The organism is Octadecabacter arcticus 238 (assembly GCF_000155735.2).
GTDB lineage: Bacteria > Pseudomonadota > Alphaproteobacteria > Rhodobacterales > Rhodobacteraceae > Octadecabacter > Octadecabacter arcticus.
Map to the genome: position 1 here is coordinate 1708844 of NC_020908.1, position 16886 is coordinate 1725729.

General features: G+C 52.6%; 15 protein-coding genes and 3 pseudogenes. 10 read left to right on the forward strand and 8 right to left on the reverse strand.

The features are described from left to right. Nucleotides 1-15: 15 nt before the first annotated feature. From OA238_RS08905 to OA238_RS33655, 7 genes and pseudogenes are all read right to left on the reverse strand, one after another. On the reverse strand, nucleotides 16-1230 hold the full coding sequence (locus tag OA238_RS08905) for an ABC transporter substrate-binding protein (protein WP_015494921.1): 1215 nt from the start codon (nucleotides 1228-1230) through the stop codon (nucleotides 16-18). A 15-nt stretch (nucleotides 1231-1245) separates the two neighbouring features. Further along, nucleotides 1246-2181 (reverse strand): branched-chain amino acid ABC transporter permease, encoded by a 936-nt coding sequence (locus OA238_RS08910; protein ID WP_015494922.1) that lies wholly within the window; start codon nucleotides 2179-2181, stop codon nucleotides 1246-1248. After that, nucleotides 2178-3041, reverse strand: a complete 864-nt coding sequence (locus OA238_RS08915; RefSeq protein ID WP_015494923.1) for a branched-chain amino acid ABC transporter permease — start codon at nucleotides 3039-3041, stop codon at nucleotides 2178-2180. The genes OA238_RS08910 and OA238_RS08915 overlap by 4 nt, the downstream gene beginning before the upstream one ends. Next, the gene (locus OA238_RS08920) at nucleotides 3038-3754 is read right to left on the reverse strand and encodes an ABC transporter ATP-binding protein (protein ID WP_015494924.1); all 717 of its coding nucleotides are present in this window, start codon (nucleotides 3752-3754) and stop codon (nucleotides 3038-3040) included. The genes OA238_RS08915 and OA238_RS08920 overlap by 4 nt, the downstream gene beginning before the upstream one ends. Further along, nucleotides 3747-4520, reverse strand: coding sequence for an ABC transporter ATP-binding protein (locus tag OA238_RS08925; RefSeq protein WP_015494925.1), 774 nt, complete (start codon nucleotides 4518-4520; stop codon nucleotides 3747-3749). Before OA238_RS08925 ends, OA238_RS08920 begins: the two co-directional genes overlap by 8 nt. Then, a complete protein-coding gene (locus OA238_RS28880; RefSeq protein WP_015494926.1) occupies nucleotides 4517-5179 on the reverse strand; it encodes a TetR/AcrR family transcriptional regulator in 663 nt (220 codons plus the stop codon). Before OA238_RS28880 ends, OA238_RS08925 begins: the two co-directional genes overlap by 4 nt. A gap of 149 nt (nucleotides 5180-5328) precedes the next feature. Then, a pseudogene (locus OA238_RS33655) lies at nucleotides 5329-5537 on the reverse strand (IS5/IS1182 family transposase); the annotation flags it as partial. 67 nt (nucleotides 5538-5604) lie between these two features. Between OA238_RS33655 and OA238_RS30000 the strand changes: the two are divergent. After that, nucleotides 5605-6188: pseudogene (locus tag OA238_RS30000) on the forward strand (transposase); the annotation flags it as partial. 96 nt (nucleotides 6189-6284) lie between these two features. Here the strand turns inward: OA238_RS30000 and OA238_RS08945 are convergent. After that, a complete protein-coding gene (locus OA238_RS08945) occupies nucleotides 6285-7169 on the reverse strand; it encodes a LysR family transcriptional regulator (protein ID WP_015494928.1) in 885 nt (294 codons plus the stop codon). A gap of 77 nt (nucleotides 7170-7246) precedes the next feature. Here OA238_RS08945 and OA238_RS08950 point away from each other — a divergent pair, with 77 nt between their 5' ends. From OA238_RS08950 to OA238_RS08995, 9 genes and pseudogenes are all read left to right on the forward strand, one after another. Next, nucleotides 7247-8311 (forward strand): TauD/TfdA family dioxygenase, encoded by a 1065-nt coding sequence (locus OA238_RS08950; protein ID WP_015494929.1) that lies wholly within the window; start codon nucleotides 7247-7249, stop codon nucleotides 8309-8311. Between the two features lie 17 nt (nucleotides 8312-8328). Further along, complete coding sequence (locus OA238_RS08955; RefSeq protein ID WP_015494930.1) at nucleotides 8329-9423, forward strand: molybdopterin-dependent oxidoreductase; 1095 nt, start codon at nucleotides 8329-8331, stop codon at nucleotides 9421-9423. A gap of 373 nt (nucleotides 9424-9796) precedes the next feature. Beyond that, nucleotides 9797-10456 (forward strand): annotated as a pseudogene (locus OA238_RS08960) (IS30 family transposase); the annotation flags it as partial. A gap of 231 nt (nucleotides 10457-10687) precedes the next feature. Further along, the gene (locus tag OA238_RS08965) at nucleotides 10688-11599 is read left to right on the forward strand and encodes a tyrosine-type recombinase/integrase (protein WP_015494932.1); all 912 of its coding nucleotides are present in this window, start codon (nucleotides 10688-10690) and stop codon (nucleotides 11597-11599) included. 9 nt (nucleotides 11600-11608) lie between these two features. Beyond that, entirely contained in the window at nucleotides 11609-12817 is a 1209-nt protein-coding gene (locus tag OA238_RS08970) for an IS91 family transposase (protein WP_015494933.1), read from the forward strand. Nucleotides 12818-13508: 691 nt separating this feature from the next. Next, nucleotides 13509-13739, forward strand: coding sequence for a hypothetical protein (locus tag OA238_RS08980; protein WP_044036546.1), 231 nt, complete (start codon nucleotides 13509-13511; stop codon nucleotides 13737-13739). A gap of 299 nt (nucleotides 13740-14038) precedes the next feature. Continuing rightward, a complete protein-coding gene (locus OA238_RS08985) occupies nucleotides 14039-15169 on the forward strand; it encodes an ISAs1 family transposase (RefSeq protein WP_015494934.1) in 1131 nt (376 codons plus the stop codon). Between the two features lie 40 nt (nucleotides 15170-15209). Beyond that, on the forward strand, nucleotides 15210-15644 hold the full coding sequence (locus OA238_RS08990) for a flavodoxin family protein (protein ID WP_015494935.1): 435 nt from the start codon (nucleotides 15210-15212) through the stop codon (nucleotides 15642-15644). Nucleotides 15645-15701: 57 nt separating this feature from the next. After that, nucleotides 15702-16796, forward strand: coding sequence for a DUF429 domain-containing protein (locus OA238_RS08995; RefSeq protein ID WP_015494936.1), 1095 nt, complete (start codon nucleotides 15702-15704; stop codon nucleotides 16794-16796). Nucleotides 16797-16886: the final 90 nt, after the last annotated feature.

A 16886-nucleotide genomic window follows, 5' to 3' on the forward strand; every position in this document is an offset into this window, starting at 1 on the left:
GGGGCCCCTATTAGTCTAGAATTCGAGACGTTCGACTACCACATCTTCACCACCCCTAATTTCGGACAGTTGGAAGTCTCGGCCTAAGACCATGCCTTCATCATCAAATTCAATGGAACCTGATGCACCAGAATAGTTGATCTCTTGGCCGGCACGCAAGGCTGCCAAACCGTCTGCGAGGTTGTAGACAACAGTTTTTCCGCCACCAGTTGTGACATCCCAAACTGCTTCTGCCACACTGGGACCGTCCGTTGCACCAGCCTTTTCCATCGCAAGAAGCAGTGTCGTCATCTGATCGCGCCCAGCTGTGCCGAACGGGTGTTGTACTGATCCTGTATCCAGTAGCCCTACTTCGCCCAGGTATTGCTTATAAGCGGGTGAATTAATTGCAGGCACGGGAAAGCCGTGAACGATCCCATCAGCTGCATCACCAACAACGTCCTTGAATTGTGTACCGGTTGAGAGCGATGTGGTGATGACTGTGCCTTCATAGCCCTGACGGTAAAGTTCTTTATAGACGGCAGTGAAATCGGTGACGTAGGATGGAACGAAGACTGCCTGTGGGTTATTGGCGATCAGTTGAGTGACTTCCGAACGGTAGCTTGATTGCTGTGCATTATAAAAGAATGGCTCAGAAACCAACGTTTCAGTGCCAACGATCTCGATAAACCCATCCATCATGGAGCGGGTGAAATCATTGTTGAGCGCCATCAAGCCGTAGCTTTCAATCCCGCGCGCTTTGACGAGATTGCCAATCGCACGGCCCCAGATGGGCGATAATGGCTGGAAGTTGAACACCAACCCTTTTTCATCAGCCACAGGAATGTCCGATGATGACGAGGTACACATTTGCAAGACACCAGCAGCCTGACATTTTGGCATGACACCCAACGTAACGGATGATGACCATGTGCCCAAGATGGCGTTCACGCCATTTATGTTGATCAGCTTGTCAGCAGCACGTACGGCGGTTTCAGGGTTGGTCTCTGAGTTTTCTTGAAAGATGCGAATTTGACGACCCAAAATACCACCAGATGCGTTAGCAGCCTCGGCTACACGCTTGTGGGAGGCAGTAATGTTGGGCCCGAAGGGACCACCACCTCCAGTATTGGGGGTAAGAGAGCCAACGGCAATTGCACCGTCCTGAGCGCGCAGGATCGCGGGTGTGAAAAGAGTTGCCGTTCCAGCAGCCAGAAGGCTGCGACGGGTCATGCTTAGGATCATAGTCATAGTGTCTTCTCCTTGTCAGGTTATTGAACGCACCGGTTTTCCGGCGTCTTTAGGTTTTTGGTAGATAAACTTCGGCTCGGGTAGCAGTCCACGGGGACGCACGCGCAGCGTGACGATCAGCAACATCCCAATGGTGATAATGCGAAGTGAGCTCATCTTCTCAGCGTCAAGCCATGGCGCCACGTCGCCGATGAACCGCGTTCCTTCAAGAAACATGATGACGGTACCTGCGCCAATCAGAAGGCCACGATTGTTGCCTGCACCGCCCACGATTACAGACATCCATATGAACATGGCAACCATTGGCATAAAAACTTCGGGGCTGATATTTTGGGTGTAATGCGCATAGAGCGCACCAGCTAACCCCATGAACCCGCCGCCAAGTGCGAATATTTGCACACGGTGGCGAAACACGTTTTTGCCCAAGACGCCCGCGACCACATCATCCTCACGGATCGCGCGCAGCGTGCGACCCATCGGACTCTTGCGGATACGCTCGCAGATAAGAAAGATTACTGCGACACTCAGAGCTACAAGGCAAAGATAGAAAAACGGGTAAGAGTCTACGCTGATCATATCACGAAAGGGCTGTGCTTCGATACGCAAGCCGCGTGGGCCCTCAGTTATTTGATCCTCATTAAGTAGGACGAGACGGATCATCTCGCCGACCCCCAATGTAACAACTGCCAGAAAATCCTCTCGCAATCGCATTGACAAAAGTGCGACAAGCCCACCTGCGACCAACCCGACCAGAACCGCTGCTGGTATCGTCACGCCCAAAGGCCAGCCAGCTTTGGCCGACAGCAAGCCAGAAGTGTATGCCCCAAGCGCATAAAATCCTGCGATGCCGAAATTGACCATTCCGGTCAGGCCCCATTGCAAATTTAAAGCCAAAGCAAGGATCATAAAAAAGCCCGCATATGTGGTCATGGAAATAAGGTATGCACTCATTTTTTGATCTCCGCTGTACCAAAAAGACCTTGAGGGCGAAACAGAAGCAGCACCGTTATGATGACGAAACCAACACCGATTTTATACGTTGAGGGCAAGACCAAGACGGTTAGCTCTTCGGCAAGACCCAGCATCAATGCACCGAGGATAGCGCCGTACGGGGAGCCAATCCCACCGAGGATTGCGGCGGCAAAAATTGGAATGGTCAGATTCCATCCAATCAGCGGTTCGATCACAAGATCGAGGCCCGCCAACACGCCCGTCAGCCCAAACATCGCGCCACACAAAACTGTCGTAAACGCGGTAACCTTTGCAGCATCGACACCGCGAATAGAGGCAAGCATCGGGTTATCGGAGACCGATCGCATTGCACGTCCGATCCGAGTATGGTGCAGCAGGATATGCAGACAGGTGGCAAGCACAATTGCACAGATTATGATCTCAATTTGTTCAGTCGTAATCCGTGCGCCCAAGAATTTCCATGGGCGCTCGAGTGGGATGTCGAAGCCGCGAACATCGGCTGAGAAGAACAAGCGCACGATGCTCTCCAAAATCAATGTCAGTGCGATGGAAACCACCAGAAGCGTTACTGAGGATTGGCTTTCCATTGGGCGAAAGACAAGCACATGAGCGAGCCAAACGACAAGGCCAGTGAACGCCATTGCACCCGCAGCGGCCAAGGCTAACGGCAGCCCAAGTGCAACGTTGAGCGTATATGCAGCAAAGGCACCCACAGTGATGTAGCCGCCGATTGCAAAATTTGGAAAGCGCAGAATGCCGAACAGCAGCGAGAAAGCCATAGCAGGTGGGGCGATCAGGGCTGCATTAACGAACGCGTTTACGAAAATCTGCAAGCTCATGTGCGCGACCCCAAATATAGTTCTGAGACATCTTTGGATTCTAGTAATTCTGCCGCAGGCGCATTCATCGCGATACGGCCCGAAGCCATGACGATGCCGTCATGCGCTATTCTTAATCCCTGTACTGCATTTTGCTCAACCATCAGAATTGCCACGCCACTTTCATTGACGCGGCGAACAGTATCAAACATTTGACCAACCATTAATGGTGAAAGGCCGGCAGATGGTTCGTCAAGCAACAGGACGCGCGGCTCTAGCATCAACGCCATACCAAAGGCGACCATCTGGCGTTGCCCCCCAGACAGGTTCCCTGCTGGGACCTGCGCCAAAGATTTGAGATCAGGAAACATCTCATAAACTTTGTCACGACCAGGGCGCGTACGGCTTTCGTCAATCCAACCGCCCATAGCGAGGTTTTCGTGGGTGGTTAGAGCGCGAAACACGTTCGCCTCTTGCGGAACGTAGGCCATTCCAGACCGCGCCACTTGCGCTGGTGGCTGACTTGCGATTTCGGAACCGGCAATGCGGATGCTGCCAGACATAGCAGGGATGACCCCAGCGATAGTTTTCAAGAGTGTCGATTTCCCGGCGCCGTTCGGCCCGATAATGCAGGTAATTCTGCCTGCCTCAACTGAAAGCGAAATCTCGTCGCAGATCACAGTACGCCCGTAGCCGGAGCGCAAATCCTTGACCGTCAAGATAGCCTCAGACATCAACCATTCCTCCAAGATAGGCTTCAATGACGCGTGGGTCGTCACGGATCGTGTCAAACACGCCTTGGGTCAGAAACGTGCCCTCGGTCATCACAATCACTGGATTGCAAAGCCGCCCTATCAAATCCATGTCGTGTTCGACGATCAGGAAAGTCTTGCCGTGATCTGCGTTTAAGCGGTGGATCATTTCCGTCAGCGTTCCCATCAAGGCGGGGTTTACGCCTGCGCCGGGTTCATCCAGTAGGATCAGGTCACAGTCGATCATGAGAGTGCGCGCTAACTCTAGTAGCTTTTTCTGCCCGCCTGATAGGTCAGCGGCATAAGCATCACGTAGCGGCGTCAGAGCGGCGATCTCCATCACTTCTTCGGCGCGACCATAGACCGCAGCATCGCCCCGCGCCACTGCACTGGGACGCGAAAATAGGGGCCAGAGCCGCTCGCCTAGCTGCATCTGTGGCGAGAGCATCAGGTTTTCGAGCACGGTAAGACGCCCGAATTCACGCGACAATTGAAATGTGCGGATCATGCCACGTCTTGCGCGCCGAAATGGTGCAAGTGTGGTGATGTCCTCACCGTTATAGACGACGGTGCCTGATTGTGGACGAATTACGCCACTAAGGAGGTTAAACAAGGTAGATTTACCTGCACCATTTGGCCCAATCAGCCCAGTGATGGAGCCTTCTCGAACCTCAACGCCCATATCACGGACTGCATGCACACCACCAAAGCTACGTGACAAACCTTTAGCTGATAGTAGCGCCGTCATTGAGCGTTCCTCTTCAATTGATCACGTAGAAGTTTTGCGAGCATCGAGCGAACAGCTTTGGCAGCAGCAGGATCAGGTGCCAGTATTTGAGCAACACGTTGCCCGCGCAAAGTAGACGCCACTGTAGCAATGAGCGCGTCGCATTCCGCAAGCGACAGACCCGCTTGGCCAAACGCGTACCGGCCAGCCGCGCGGTAGCTGTCAAACATCCTTGCGACCCATTTATCGAGATGCGCCTGCAAAACAGGATTACCGTTTGCTGCCAACATCATGTCGACTGAAACCGAGACGTGTGATTTCGCCATAGCACCTGCCCAAAGAGCTTCAACGAAGCCTTCCGGGTCACAATTTTCAGGGTCGGATTGGCAGCGCAAGTCATCAGTGTAGTCAACAACGCCACGCCACATCTCACCCGTGGCATAGGTCACCAAAGCAACCTTGTTGGAAAAATGATGCAACATCGCACCGCGTGAGACTCCAGCGCGTGCGGCGATACTCGTAGTCGTCATATTGACGAAGCCGACTTCGGTCATAAGCGCGATGGTCGCCTTGGAAAGACGCTCAATCGTTTCGCTTGAACGCTGGTGTTGAGTGCGACGATTCGGCTCTAAAATAGCCTCAACACTTTCTTTTTGTTGGGTTTTAGCGTCGTCAGTCACATGCATCCCTTTTCTAATACGATTATCTAAACACAGATCACTTTAAAAACAAACATTTTTGAATGTTTGTTAATTTGCAGCCATTGTAATGACAACGTATCAGGGTCAATAAATAGTAGAGTGTGAAAAGTATTTGTAATTTCTTTGATCATTTCAGAGTTCATGCCGCCCTTGGTCTGCCCTATCAGACGCCCACGCCCCCTTTCTTTAACCCCAGGCTTGAGGCAGTGCGGTGCGCTTTGGGGTAGGTTGCATCAATCGAGATTGTCTTATTATCAGGGGCCCGTTCTGCCAGCCCCATCATGATCCGTGCGAACATGCCCATGTCACTCCAACGCTTCCAGCGGTTATATAGGGTGAACTGCCCCCCCGAAATTCCCCTCACTTTAATGTAGAGTTTGCTCAATCTTTGAAGGAGCAAACAGATGCGACAGAGTCGTTTTACCGAGGCCCAGATTATTGGGATGATCAAAGAGCAAGAAGCTGAGATGCCAACTGCTGAGGTGTGCCGGAGGCATGGTCTCAGCCCTGCATCGTTCTACAAGTTCAAAGCCAAGTATGGCGGCATAAACGTTTCTGATACCCGCCGCCTAGAATCACTCGAAGACGAGAACGCCAAGCTCAAGCGCCTGCTGGCGGATACGATGCTCGACAATGTTGTGCTGAAGGATTTGCTGGGAAAGAGCTGACGGCACCGAATGTGCGACGGGCTGCGGCACGTTTGGCAATGCGGGATCACGATATCTCGCAGCGTCGGGCGTGCAGGCTTGTTGGTGTCGACCCCAAGACCGTCCGGCGCGATCGACCGCTGGATAATCCTGAAGTTCGCAAAGAGATGAAGGCGATTGCCAGCAAGCGACGGCCGTTCGGTTATCGCCGCATCGGCGTACTTTTGGAGCGCAAAGGAATGATCATGAACCATAAGAAGCTGTACCGGCTTTATACTGAGGAGAAACTGGGCGTCAGGCGGCGCAGGGGACGTAAACGTGCGCGTGGATCACGAACACCTAGGTGTCTCTTCTAAGGGTGTCTGGATAAACCAACGAGCTGGGAGCGCAGGATATTATTATGGTGCGCCACGCAGTGGATGACAGATATCATAATGTTAACCAAAAGTCCTTTTTCGGCTTAAAAAATCCCAAAAAATGCTCACTGCTTTGGAGTTTGCGAGCACGGGTTTTTTCGCCAGATAGATTTGACGCATCTGTATATGGCGCAACGGCTTTACCGACACGCCTTGTACGTCTTCCGGCAGTGACAGGGAGGTAACAACAGCATTTCCCATTCCGGCTCTAACCAGTGCAAGTATTGAATGGGTTTGTTGTATACGATGCTTTATATCTGGAGTAGTTGCCGCTCCCTCGAACCACTCCAGAATGGCGACCTCACTGCCTGCCAAGGTCATCACAAAAGGCGCACCAGCCAAGTCTGCAGGACCAATAGTGGGTTCTTTAGATAAAGCGGACCCATCTTGAACAAGCGCCACCAATTGGTCCGCAGCTATCGGTATCGCATCGAATTCATCAATTGGGTGCCCCAGAACGGCTACGTCCACATTACCCTTGACCAGATCCTTTCGCGTCATCTCATCGGACCCTTCCAGAATGCTCATTGAAATCCCCGGATAGCACTTGGCAAATTGAGCCATAAGATCAGGAAGGATGCGCGTTGACCCAGATGGTCCAAAAGATCCGATACGCACTATACCTCCTTTACCTTGTTTTAGGGTCTTCAGCCGTTCATTCAGCGTCCGGATGGAACGATCAATTTCAAGAGCATGGGCGACAACTAACATGCCTTCCTCAGTCAAAGTCAGCGGGCGGACGTCACGGCGCAGTAATTTCAGGCCAATACCGTCTTCGTATTTGCTAATGGACCTGCTGATCGCTGACTGGGTAACACCCAACGCAGTGGCAGTTTGGGAGACGCTCCCAGTCGTTTGCATACTTTGCAGCGCGCGCAGCAGCGCAAGTGAGGGGCCAACTACCATAGTCTATGAGTTCTAGTCATTTTGTTTTGCAAAGCAATGCACATACAAAACTCTTGAACCAGAAAATAGGAACTCAAATGCAAAACCCATCCACCCCAGACGCACGTCCCGAGACCTTTAAAGGGCCTTCTGCATGGTTGGGCAAAAATATGGTGAAAACCCCAGAAGCTTGGCTTTACCAGCTAACGGCAGTGGATGTTGATGATCTTGAAGCCGCGGCAACCCACTTCCTAAGCTTAGGATTGGATGTCGCTGAAATCAGAAAAGAGACCTTTCCACTCGCAGCATTTGGAGAGCACATCTTGCAACTAAAGCAAAAACTTCTATCCGGCATTGGTCTCGAGGTTTTGCGTGGGCTACCAATTTCAGGTTATTCAAAGGCCTTTGCTGCAACAATATTTTGCGGCATTGGCGCGCATATGGGCAGTGCGCGGTCACAGAATGCAGAGGGGCATATATTGGGCCATGTTCGTGATATCGGAGCGGATGAAAGCGATCCCAATAGTCGCATTTACCAGACCTGCGAACGTCAGACATTTCATACGGATAGCGCAGATGTTGTTGGTTTGCTGTGCATCCGCGAAGCGAGAGAAGGTGGAAAATCACTGCTCGTGAGTGCGGAAACAATCTATAATCGGATGAAGCAAGAACACCCTGATCTGCTGGAAAAACTCTTTGATCCGATTGCAACGGACCGGCGTGGCGAGATTCCAAATGGGGCCAAGCCTTATATGGAGATCCCAGTGCTAAGTTGGTATGAGGGCTATCTGACCGTCTTTTACCAACGTCAATATATTGAAAGCGCCCAACGGTTTGAAGGCGCCATGAGGCTGTCTCCAGAGCATGTTGAAGCGTTGGACATGTTTGACGCCTTGGCGAATAATCCCGAACTTTGTTTTGGCATGCAGTTGCAGCCGGGGGATATGCAGTTTGTTTACAACCACTCTCAGCTGCACGACCGCACTGGATTCCTCGACTGGCCGGACCCAAGCCAACGACGCCACTTGATGCGCTTATGGCTGTCGATTGAAGGGGATCGCCCGTTACCTGAATCCTTCAAGGAACGTTATGGCACAATTGAAGTTGGGAACCGGGGTGGTATCGTCACCAAACATACCAAATTACGTGCGCCAATTGACTGAGAAAAATAGGCATAGCAATGAGCAAAAATCCATTTCAGATTTATTCTGATAAGCCAATAACAGTGGACGGAATTTATAGCCAAGCTGAAGTTGGTTTGGCAAATCGAAATAGTGGGAATTTGTTGGAGACTTTAGCCCTAGATATCACCCCCACGGGATGTCATTATCTGCTCAATCACTTTGATGTTCCAGTGTTGGATCCTAAGGCACATAGATTAAAGTTTTCAGGTTCATTTGAAGCGCCGTTTGAGGTGTCGATGGCAGAAATTATGAATTTGCCTGCGGAAACAATGCCGGTAACCATGGAGTGCGCTGGCAATGGTCGCGCCGGTGTTTCACCGCGATCCCATTCTATGCCTTGGATGTATGAAGCCGTTGGCACATCTGAATGGACAGGAACAAAACTTGCACCTTTAATTGAAAGATCTTGCCCCAAAAACAGTGTTGTCGAGATATCGTTTACCGGCGCGGACTACGGTTACGACATGGGCGAACCTCACTTCTTTGGACGCAGTCTAACACTTGCTCAAATCAAAGAACTGGATGTTTTGCTGGTCTATGCCATGAACGGCGCACCTCTGCTTCCTCAACATGGTGCTCCTTTGCGGGTCATTGTTCCTGGTTGGTATGGCATGGCAAGCGTTAAGTGGCTTACAAATATCACAGCATTGACTGAGCCATATGATGGATATCAACAGGTTAAGACCTATCGTTTCAAGGTGCATAAAGATGATCTAGGCATCCCCATTCAAACTATACGCGTTAAATCTCTTATGGTTCCGCCCGGGGTTCCCGATTGGTCGACGCGCAAGCGTTTTGTATCAGCAGGTGCGGTTGATTTGGTCGGTAGGGCATGGTCAGGCGACGGTGTTCCAATTGTTAAGGTCGAAGTTGAGGTTGCCGGCGAATGGAGAAAAGCAAATCTTTTGGAAAAGAAACATCGCTATGCGTGGCAAAAGTGGTCATTGTCATGGCAGGCTGAACCGGGAGAATATATTTTGAGATGTCGTGCTAGCGATATGAATGGCAATATCCAACCACTTGATCCGCCTTGGGATCAGGCTGGTTTTGCAAATAATGCTGCCCAACGCGTACACGTGTTTGTCGAGTAATGACAAAGGATTATGTTATACTTTACCTGAATTTAAAAATTTCTCAGTTCATTTATTTTTGATATTTGCGATGAGCTGCTTCACTCAGACATAGGATCGCTCCAATTAAAGTATGCATACAAGTCGATTCAAGTGGCTAATTGTTCCATCCCGGATGATCACATTGATCCTCGGCGTTAGGCCTTTTTCATGGCAAGGTCGGTTTTAGAGGACATTCGGAAGGAGAAACGTGATGCTCGTTCGACTGCATAGCCAAGAGACGACAACACCGAAGATTAGAGCGGCAATTCAAGCCTGCGAAGATCCGGCCTGGATGGCTTAGGCTCAAGATTGAATTGCGACAGCTTCCGCCCTGAGGGCATAGGATGTTGCTATGGAAAGCCACTACAAACACTTGAACGCCGAGGAACGCGGCGTAATCTTTGTAGAACATCAACGGGGCTCAAGCCTGCGTGAGATTGGCCTCCTTCTGGGGAGGCATCACGGCACTATCGGGCATGAATTGAAGCGGGGCGTCGTGGCTGGTGGCTACGACCCTCAGGTGGCACGGCGTGCTTATAATACTGCGCAGCGACGTTCTGGTCGGCCGCGGAAATTGGCCCCTGGTGCCCCGTTTTATGATTGGGTGCGCAACCGTCTGATCCATTGGCGCTGGTCGCCAGAGCAGATTGCGGCCAGACTAATGCTTATGCATCCAGATGATCCCAGTCAGCGCATCAGTCACGAAGCGATCTATGCTGCAATCTACGCTCAACCACGTGGCGGGTTGAAGGTGCTGATGATTGAGGCGCTGCGGCAGGCCAAGCCGAAACGCGGCGTGCGACGCAATACCTTGGCGGGATCCGCTATGGTACCGGAAACGTTGCGTATTATCCATCGTCCCGAAGACATCGAGGCACGCCTGGTTCCCGGCCATTGGGAAGGAGATCTGATCAAGGGGGCTTTCAATCGCTTAGCGATAGGCACGGTTGTGGAACGCAAGACGCGCTTCGTCATTCTAAGCAAGATGCAGGGCTGTACCGCCAGCGCTGCTCACTCGAAAGCAGCTATTGGCGCAGCTGCAGCGAACGGCAGCTATCCGCCCTTCATGTAGAAATGTGCATGGCGCAGCATTTGTCACTACCGGCCCATGCACTAAATCGCTTCGCGTTAGGGGCGCTTGTTGCGGGTGTAGCGTTGAACAGGGATTTGTTTCGCTTTTTGTGATGTTGGGTGTGTGCTGTTGGTCGAGGTGATTTTGCCTCAATTGACAGAGGGTTTTCCCATGAACATTCAACAACCGACACCAATGACACCCCTTCGCGCGCGCATGATCGCGGATATGTCAGGGCGCAATCTCGGCCCTGCGTCCAAGTCCAGCCACCTGCGCGCCTGCAAGCGTTTTGCGGCTTGGCTCGGGCGGTCTCCGGAGACTGCCACGCCAGACGATGTGAAGTATTTCCAGCAGTATTTGGTCGAGAGCGGCGTCAGCATTTGCACGCGGAACCAGACGATGACTGGCGTCAAGTTTCTGTTCCGCGTGACCCTGAGACGTCATGATCTCGTGGCTGAGATTTTTCACCTTAAAGAGCCGGTAAAGATACCGCTGGTTCTCAGCAAGAAGGAGATCAAGCGCTTCTTAGCCATGGCCCCCAGCCTTAAGGCACGGGTAATGTTGTCGCTGGCCTATGGCTGTGGATTGCGCGCAGGCGAAGTCGTGCGGCTCAAGGTCGGCGATATTGATAGCGATCAGGAGATCATCCGCATCGTGCAATCGAAGGGGCGCAAGGATCGTAACGTCATGCTGCCTGTGGATATTCTGAGTCTTCTGCGTGACTGGTGGAAAGAGCGGCCAACCAGTCAGGACAGGGATGTGCCAGTGTCCGAACGTGTCCTTTTCCCCGGCTATTGTGGCAAGTACCTCTCAGCGCGACAGATCTCGCGCTTGTTCAAAGAGACTGCGCAGGAGGCAGGGATCACCAAGCCGGTCACGTTGCACACTTTGCGCCATTCTTTCGCGACCCACCTGCTGGAAAGCGGCGTCGATATCCGCGTCATTCAGGCGCTTCTTGGCCATGCCAAACTGACGACGACAGCACTCTATGCGAGCGTGGCAACCGGTATGATCGCGGCGGTGGACAGTCCGCTGGATGACCTGAACGGGCCCAAGCGCAAGAAGGGCAAGGCCAGACCCTAGTAGGCTCTCATGTCGGGTCCACTACTGGAGGTCGCGGATATCTTCCACGCCCATGGTGCTGTGTATCGTGCGGCAAACAAGAGCCACATCAGCCTGAACCAGTTCAAAGTCATGAGTGCGATTGAGCGTTGCCGCACGGCGGCGCTTGGCGGACATGTCGCGCGCTGCGCCGACTGCGCACACGAGCACATCGCCTATAACTCATGCCGCAATCGTCACTGCCCAAAATGTCAGGCGGGTGCCGCCAAAACTTGGCTGGCGGCGCGCGAGGCAGAACTGTTGCCGGTGCGGTATTTTCACTTGGTCTTCACACTGCCCAAGCAGATCGCAGATATTGCACATCAGAACAAACGCGAGATCTACAATCTATTGATGCGCGCCAGCGCGGACACGGTGATCAAAATCGCCGCCGACCCCAAGCACCTTGGTGCGCGTGCGGGCATGATTTCGGTGTTGCACACTTGGGGCTCGGCGATGACGCACCACCCCCATATCCATATGATCGTCCCGGGCGGTGGCCTGTCTACGGATGGTTCAAAATGGATCAGCTTCCGCAAGAACTTCTTCCTGTCCGTCCGAGTTCTGTCCCGTCTGTATCGCCGTCTCATTCTGGAAGGCCTGACCAAGCTGCACAAAGCCGGGAAGCTGCAATTCTTCGGTGAACATTCGGGCCTTATTGATCGCAATACCTTCGAAGCATTTCTCAAACCCCTGCGCCAAATCGACTGGGTCGTTTACGCCAAAGAACCCTTCGCCGGGCCCAAATCCGTGTTGACCTATCTGTCGCGCTACACGCACAGGGTGGCAATATCCAACAGCCGTTTGATCCGTTTCGATGCGCGCAGCGTCACCTTCCGCTTCAAAGACTACCGTCTTAAAGGCGCGGGTCGCCACACCACCATGACGCTGGCGACGTCAGAGTTCATCCGCAGGTTCCTGATCCACGTTTTGCCCAGAGGCCAGCACCGCATCCGTCACTATGGCTTCTTCGGAAACGGCAACCGTGCAGCCAATATCGCAAGGATCAGGCTGCTGCTCGGAGCCAAAACGCCAGATCATCAGCACATCGATGACACCAACACCGACGATGCCGATAAGCCGCCACGCACCCTCGCGCTACCATGCCCGTGTTGCGGTGGGCAACTGATCATCTTCGACACAATCGAGCCAGCACAACACCCCCGAGCACCACCAAAACCACAAAGGGCCGCAGCATGATCCGCGCCCCGTACATCACGAACGACACTCGCAGCCGCAGGCTATATCTCCTGCGAACCAATCATCACACGCTGATCAAACTATCCATGTGGAAAAAGTTGATGACGACGAGAAAATACCACGCAGCTCGACCACATGTTGGCAAGGCTGACCCCGCGCTTAGCCTAACGGGGTACGTGAAACGGGTCTGTCAGATCATATCCAAGGCAAGCCCACAGCCCAAATCCCCATAGCAACAAACGGCCCACCAAGCCCAACCCCGCGATTTCCCGCTTGAGCGCTTCTCTGACGCCAGGCAACGTGCCGCGTCACTCAAACGGTGCGCATGTGGCGTCCGAGAAACCTACACCTTAGCTGCCGTTGGTCCGTTCGAAATTCTCGCCTGCCGTCTTCCCCGAAGCGGACGTGGGCACTACCGATCGATACGCAGGCGATTTTGATCTTAGCTTGGGGTCACAAGCAGAATGATCTGAAGCAGCTACTGCCGTGGAGTTTTGGGACGTGAAGCGCCGCTTACTAACATATGGCCCTCTGCATCATTACATTAAAATGATGGGTTACGTCTGCATCAAGGAGATGAATGACGGCGTCTATTGCAGCATGGATGTTAGCCTGGATCGTGATGAGCAACCCACAAGGACCCCGACGACATTCGTGCGATAAATTAAGTACTAAATTCTAGGAGACTTCTATGAAATATACCATTTTTATGACGCGGTATTGGCAAGGCGTCGGCTCACTCCGCATTGAACGTGTCACGGCGGATAGCGTGATGCTCGCCATTGTTCAGGCTAAAAAAACTGTTCTTGATAGCGAAGACGTTCCGTCCGATGTCGTTGTGCATTTTGATATGGCCTTCATGTTCCATATTTATCCAATCGAAACACCAGAAGTCCTGCGCGTTGCAGCCGCTGACACTTGATCTACCAAAACAATTAAACGTCAGAAGCCTATGCAATTATCGGGTTTCAAAATATTGAACTTACTTGCCATCACCAAAGCAGACCTAAACCTCGCAAATCCCCATCCCATCGTGAATGTTTTGTTGTGCTGAAATTGTTTCATTCAAGTCAGTTGGCGAAAACTGGTCGATGCTCTAGAACATCATGTGATGGTGCAGCTTTTGATCGTTTATCACTCCAAGACAGGTGCAGGGGAATCGCGTTTGGAACTGAGTGAGTAAAGGATTGCTCTTGCAGGTGATGGCGGGATGGATTCTGGATGGGTGGTTGTTCTCATCGGGTGCTCATCGCCATGCATATTTTTCTATCCGCCTTCGACGAAGTTCCTGATCCGCGCGCCAGTAACGTGCGCCACGACCTTGGTGAACTGCTCGTTATCGCCTTCGTGTCGGTCTTATGTGGATCGACCTCCTGCGCCGAGATGGCCGCATTTGGCCGTGCAAAAGAGAGCTTTTTCAGGAACTTCCTGAAACTCAAGCATGCCATTCCATCGCATGATACCTTCTCGGAGGTCTTCCGGATCATCGACCCGAAGGCACTCGATGCGGCCTTCAGTAAGGTACTTGCCGATGTGACCAAGCTCCTCAAAGACGGTGATATCATCGCGATTGACGGCAAAGCGTTACGGGGTGCGCGCGACCCGGGCGAAAGCGCACGGACCCGCATGATGGTCTCAGCCTATGCCTCGCGGCTGCGCCTGACGTTGGCGACAGTACCTGCCGACCGAGGCACAGAACTCAGCGCGGCCATAGAGGCGCTTGGGTTGATCGATCTGCGGGGCAAGGTGGTCACCGGTGATGCATTACATTGCAACCGCCGCACGGTTGCCGCAATCAACGCAGGCGGCGGTGATTGGTGCCTCGCCCTCAAGGGTAACCAGGAATCCCTGTTGTCTGACGCCCGTGGATGTTTCAGCAAGGGGCACAAAAGCGATCCAACAGCCGTTACGGAAAATACCGGCCATGGAAGAAAAGAAACCCGTAAGGCGGTCGTGGTATCGGCTAAGGCATTGGCAGAATACCACGAATTCCCTGGCCTCAAGGGGTTCGGTCGCATCGAGGCGACCAGAGAGACGGGCGGAAAGGTGACCTCAGAGACCCGCTACTTCGCGCTGTCTTGGGTTCCCACACCTGAGGTGCTGTTGGCCGCTGTCCGCGACCATTGGGCCATCGAAAATGCCCTTCATTGGCAGTTGGATGTGTCTTTCCGCGAGGACGCCGCACGCAATCGGAAAGACAACGGTCCCGGCAACATCGCCGTTCTACGTCGCCGCGCACTCGACGTCCTCCGGCGTGACACATCCAAGGGCTCTCTCTCCATAAAAATCAAACGTGCAGGCTGGGACACCACCTTCTTACGCAGCATTCTCAGTGACTTGGCAACAACATGAGCCAAACGCGATTGCCCTGAAGACAGGTGGCAGTAGGCAGATGGCCGAAGCGGCTTATTCAGCGGCATGCAAAGAAGTAGTGACTATTTTAAAGACTGCGGAAGATGCCGGTCCTGAGGATCTCTTGCGTGCAGACGGTTACATCTTTTGTGCCCCAGAGAACCTTGCCGCGATCGCAGGCATAATGAAGGACTTCTATGACCGGAGCTATTATCCGGTCCTTGGGCATATTGAGGGGCACCCGTACGCACAGATGGTATGTGCGGGTTCGGATGGGCATAATGCAGCGCGCCAAACCGCTCGCGTTGCCCATGGTTGGCGGCTCAAGCAAGTGCAGCCACCATTGATCATTTGCACCTTTGCCCAAAAAACTGAGGAAATATTGGCCGAGAAGTCGATCCCCGAAGAACAGCTAATCCGATGTCGTGACCTTGGCGCGGCGATGGGTGCAGGGCTGAGTATGGGGGTGTTTTGACGCGGTTGTGGACTCAATTAACCCGGAACCTAATTGCGAAGATATTTAGGATCTTGCATGACAATTGAAACCCTTATCGGGTTTGACTCCGCATGGACGGACAAAAACCCTGGTGCAATTAGTATGATTACGCACAATCAAGGGAATCTGGTGGATTTTATGCCTCCCCGTTTGGTTCGATTTGAAGAAGCTACCGAGATGGTCCAACGAGCGGCATCAGCTTCAGATTTCACGCTTATTGCATTGGATCAACCAACTCTAGTCCCCAGCTTTGAAGGTATGAGGCCGGTCGAACGCGTTGTGGGGAGTGTCGTAAATGCAATTGGAGGAGGAGTTCAGCCAGCAAACCGCAGCAGGGAGTCTATGTTTGGACAGGGTGCCCCCGTTTGGCAGTTCTTAGATCGTGTTGGTGCACGTGAGAATCCCACTGCTGCGAGAGAGGCCTCACATGGCCTTTTCTTGATTGAAGTATTCCCGGCCCTAGCCTTGGCGTCGATTATCCCAACCATTTGGCACCGAAGACGAGCAGCAAGGTACAACCCTAGACAACGCAAAACATTCGTCCATGCCGATTGGGAGCTTGTCACAGATGGTATTGCGAGTTTGGCACAGCAATGGGGAGTCGAGCCTATTGTGACTGCTGCAAATGAGTTGGGTAAATTACAAAGTCCAACAAAATCAGACCAAGACAAACTCGATGCGTTGATATGTTTGACGACCGCTTGGACTTGGAGGTCCCGCCCAAGGGAGGAGTTGATGGTAATTGGCGACGGCATCTCCGGCTATATGGTCACGCCTGTTAGCGGTGATACCAGACCTGTCTTAGTGGAGTCAGCTTTGCGTAGAAGTGTTCCGGTGGATAGTCCTTGGGATGAAGACGGTCTTCGCACAATCAACCAACTAAGTACGAACTTGTTCAAAAGTTCCGTAGCCGCAGCTGCACGTCGACAGCCAGGTCCCTCTGCGCTGCAAAATGCTGACCAAGTTTCAATTCACAAGATATGCCCCGAGTGTGGCAAAGTATTCACTGGAAAGGGTTGGGGCGGAATAGATGCGCATTGGAGAGCACACCACGATGACATCATGCCCTACAACTTGGCATGGCCAATCATCAAAAAGGGTGGAAGGCCATCGATGCAAAATTGTACGTGAGACATGCTGTCCGTACGTTCCTATGGCGCGGCAATGTCCGTACTATGAACCCAAGGGTGAGAACGCTGAGAACCGAGGGTTCATGTAGAT

What these genes read in the sequence shown, in the direction of transcription:
- OA238_RS08905 (WP_015494921.1), bottom strand. Translation starts at nt 1,230, where the DNA reads ATGACTATGATCCTAAGCATGACCCGTCGCAGCCTTCTGGCTGCTGGA.
- OA238_RS08910 (WP_015494922.1), bottom strand. Translation starts at nt 2,181, where the DNA reads ATGAGTGCATACCTTATTTCCATGACCACATATGCGGGCTTTTTTATG.
- OA238_RS08915 (WP_015494923.1), bottom strand. Translation starts at nt 3,041, where the DNA reads ATGAGCTTGCAGATTTTCGTAAACGCGTTCGTTAATGCAGCCCTGATC.
- OA238_RS08920 (WP_015494924.1), bottom strand. Translation starts at nt 3,754, where the DNA reads ATGTCTGAGGCTATCTTGACGGTCAAGGATTTGCGCTCCGGCTACGGG.
- OA238_RS08925 (WP_015494925.1), bottom strand. Translation starts at nt 4,520, where the DNA reads ATGACGGCGCTACTATCAGCTAAAGGTTTGTCACGTAGCTTTGGTGGT.
- OA238_RS08945 (WP_015494928.1), bottom strand. Translation starts at nt 7,169, where the DNA reads ATGGTAGTTGGCCCCTCACTTGCGCTGCTGCGCGCGCTGCAAAGTATG.
- OA238_RS08950 (WP_015494929.1), top strand. Translation starts at nt 7,247, where the DNA reads ATGCAAAACCCATCCACCCCAGACGCACGTCCCGAGACCTTTAAAGGG.
- OA238_RS08955 (WP_015494930.1), top strand. Translation starts at nt 8,329, where the DNA reads ATGAGCAAAAATCCATTTCAGATTTATTCTGATAAGCCAATAACAGTG.
- OA238_RS08965 (WP_015494932.1), top strand. Translation starts at nt 10,688, where the DNA reads ATGAACATTCAACAACCGACACCAATGACACCCCTTCGCGCGCGCATG.
- OA238_RS08970 (WP_015494933.1), top strand. Translation starts at nt 11,609, where the DNA reads ATGTCGGGTCCACTACTGGAGGTCGCGGATATCTTCCACGCCCATGGT.
- OA238_RS08980 (WP_044036546.1), top strand. Translation starts at nt 13,509, where the DNA reads ATGAAATATACCATTTTTATGACGCGGTATTGGCAAGGCGTCGGCTCA.
- OA238_RS08985 (WP_015494934.1), top strand. Translation starts at nt 14,039, where the DNA reads ATGGGTGGTTGTTCTCATCGGGTGCTCATCGCCATGCATATTTTTCTA.
- OA238_RS08990 (WP_015494935.1), top strand. Translation starts at nt 15,210, where the DNA reads ATGGCCGAAGCGGCTTATTCAGCGGCATGCAAAGAAGTAGTGACTATT.
- OA238_RS08995 (WP_015494936.1), top strand. Translation starts at nt 15,702, where the DNA reads ATGACAATTGAAACCCTTATCGGGTTTGACTCCGCATGGACGGACAAA.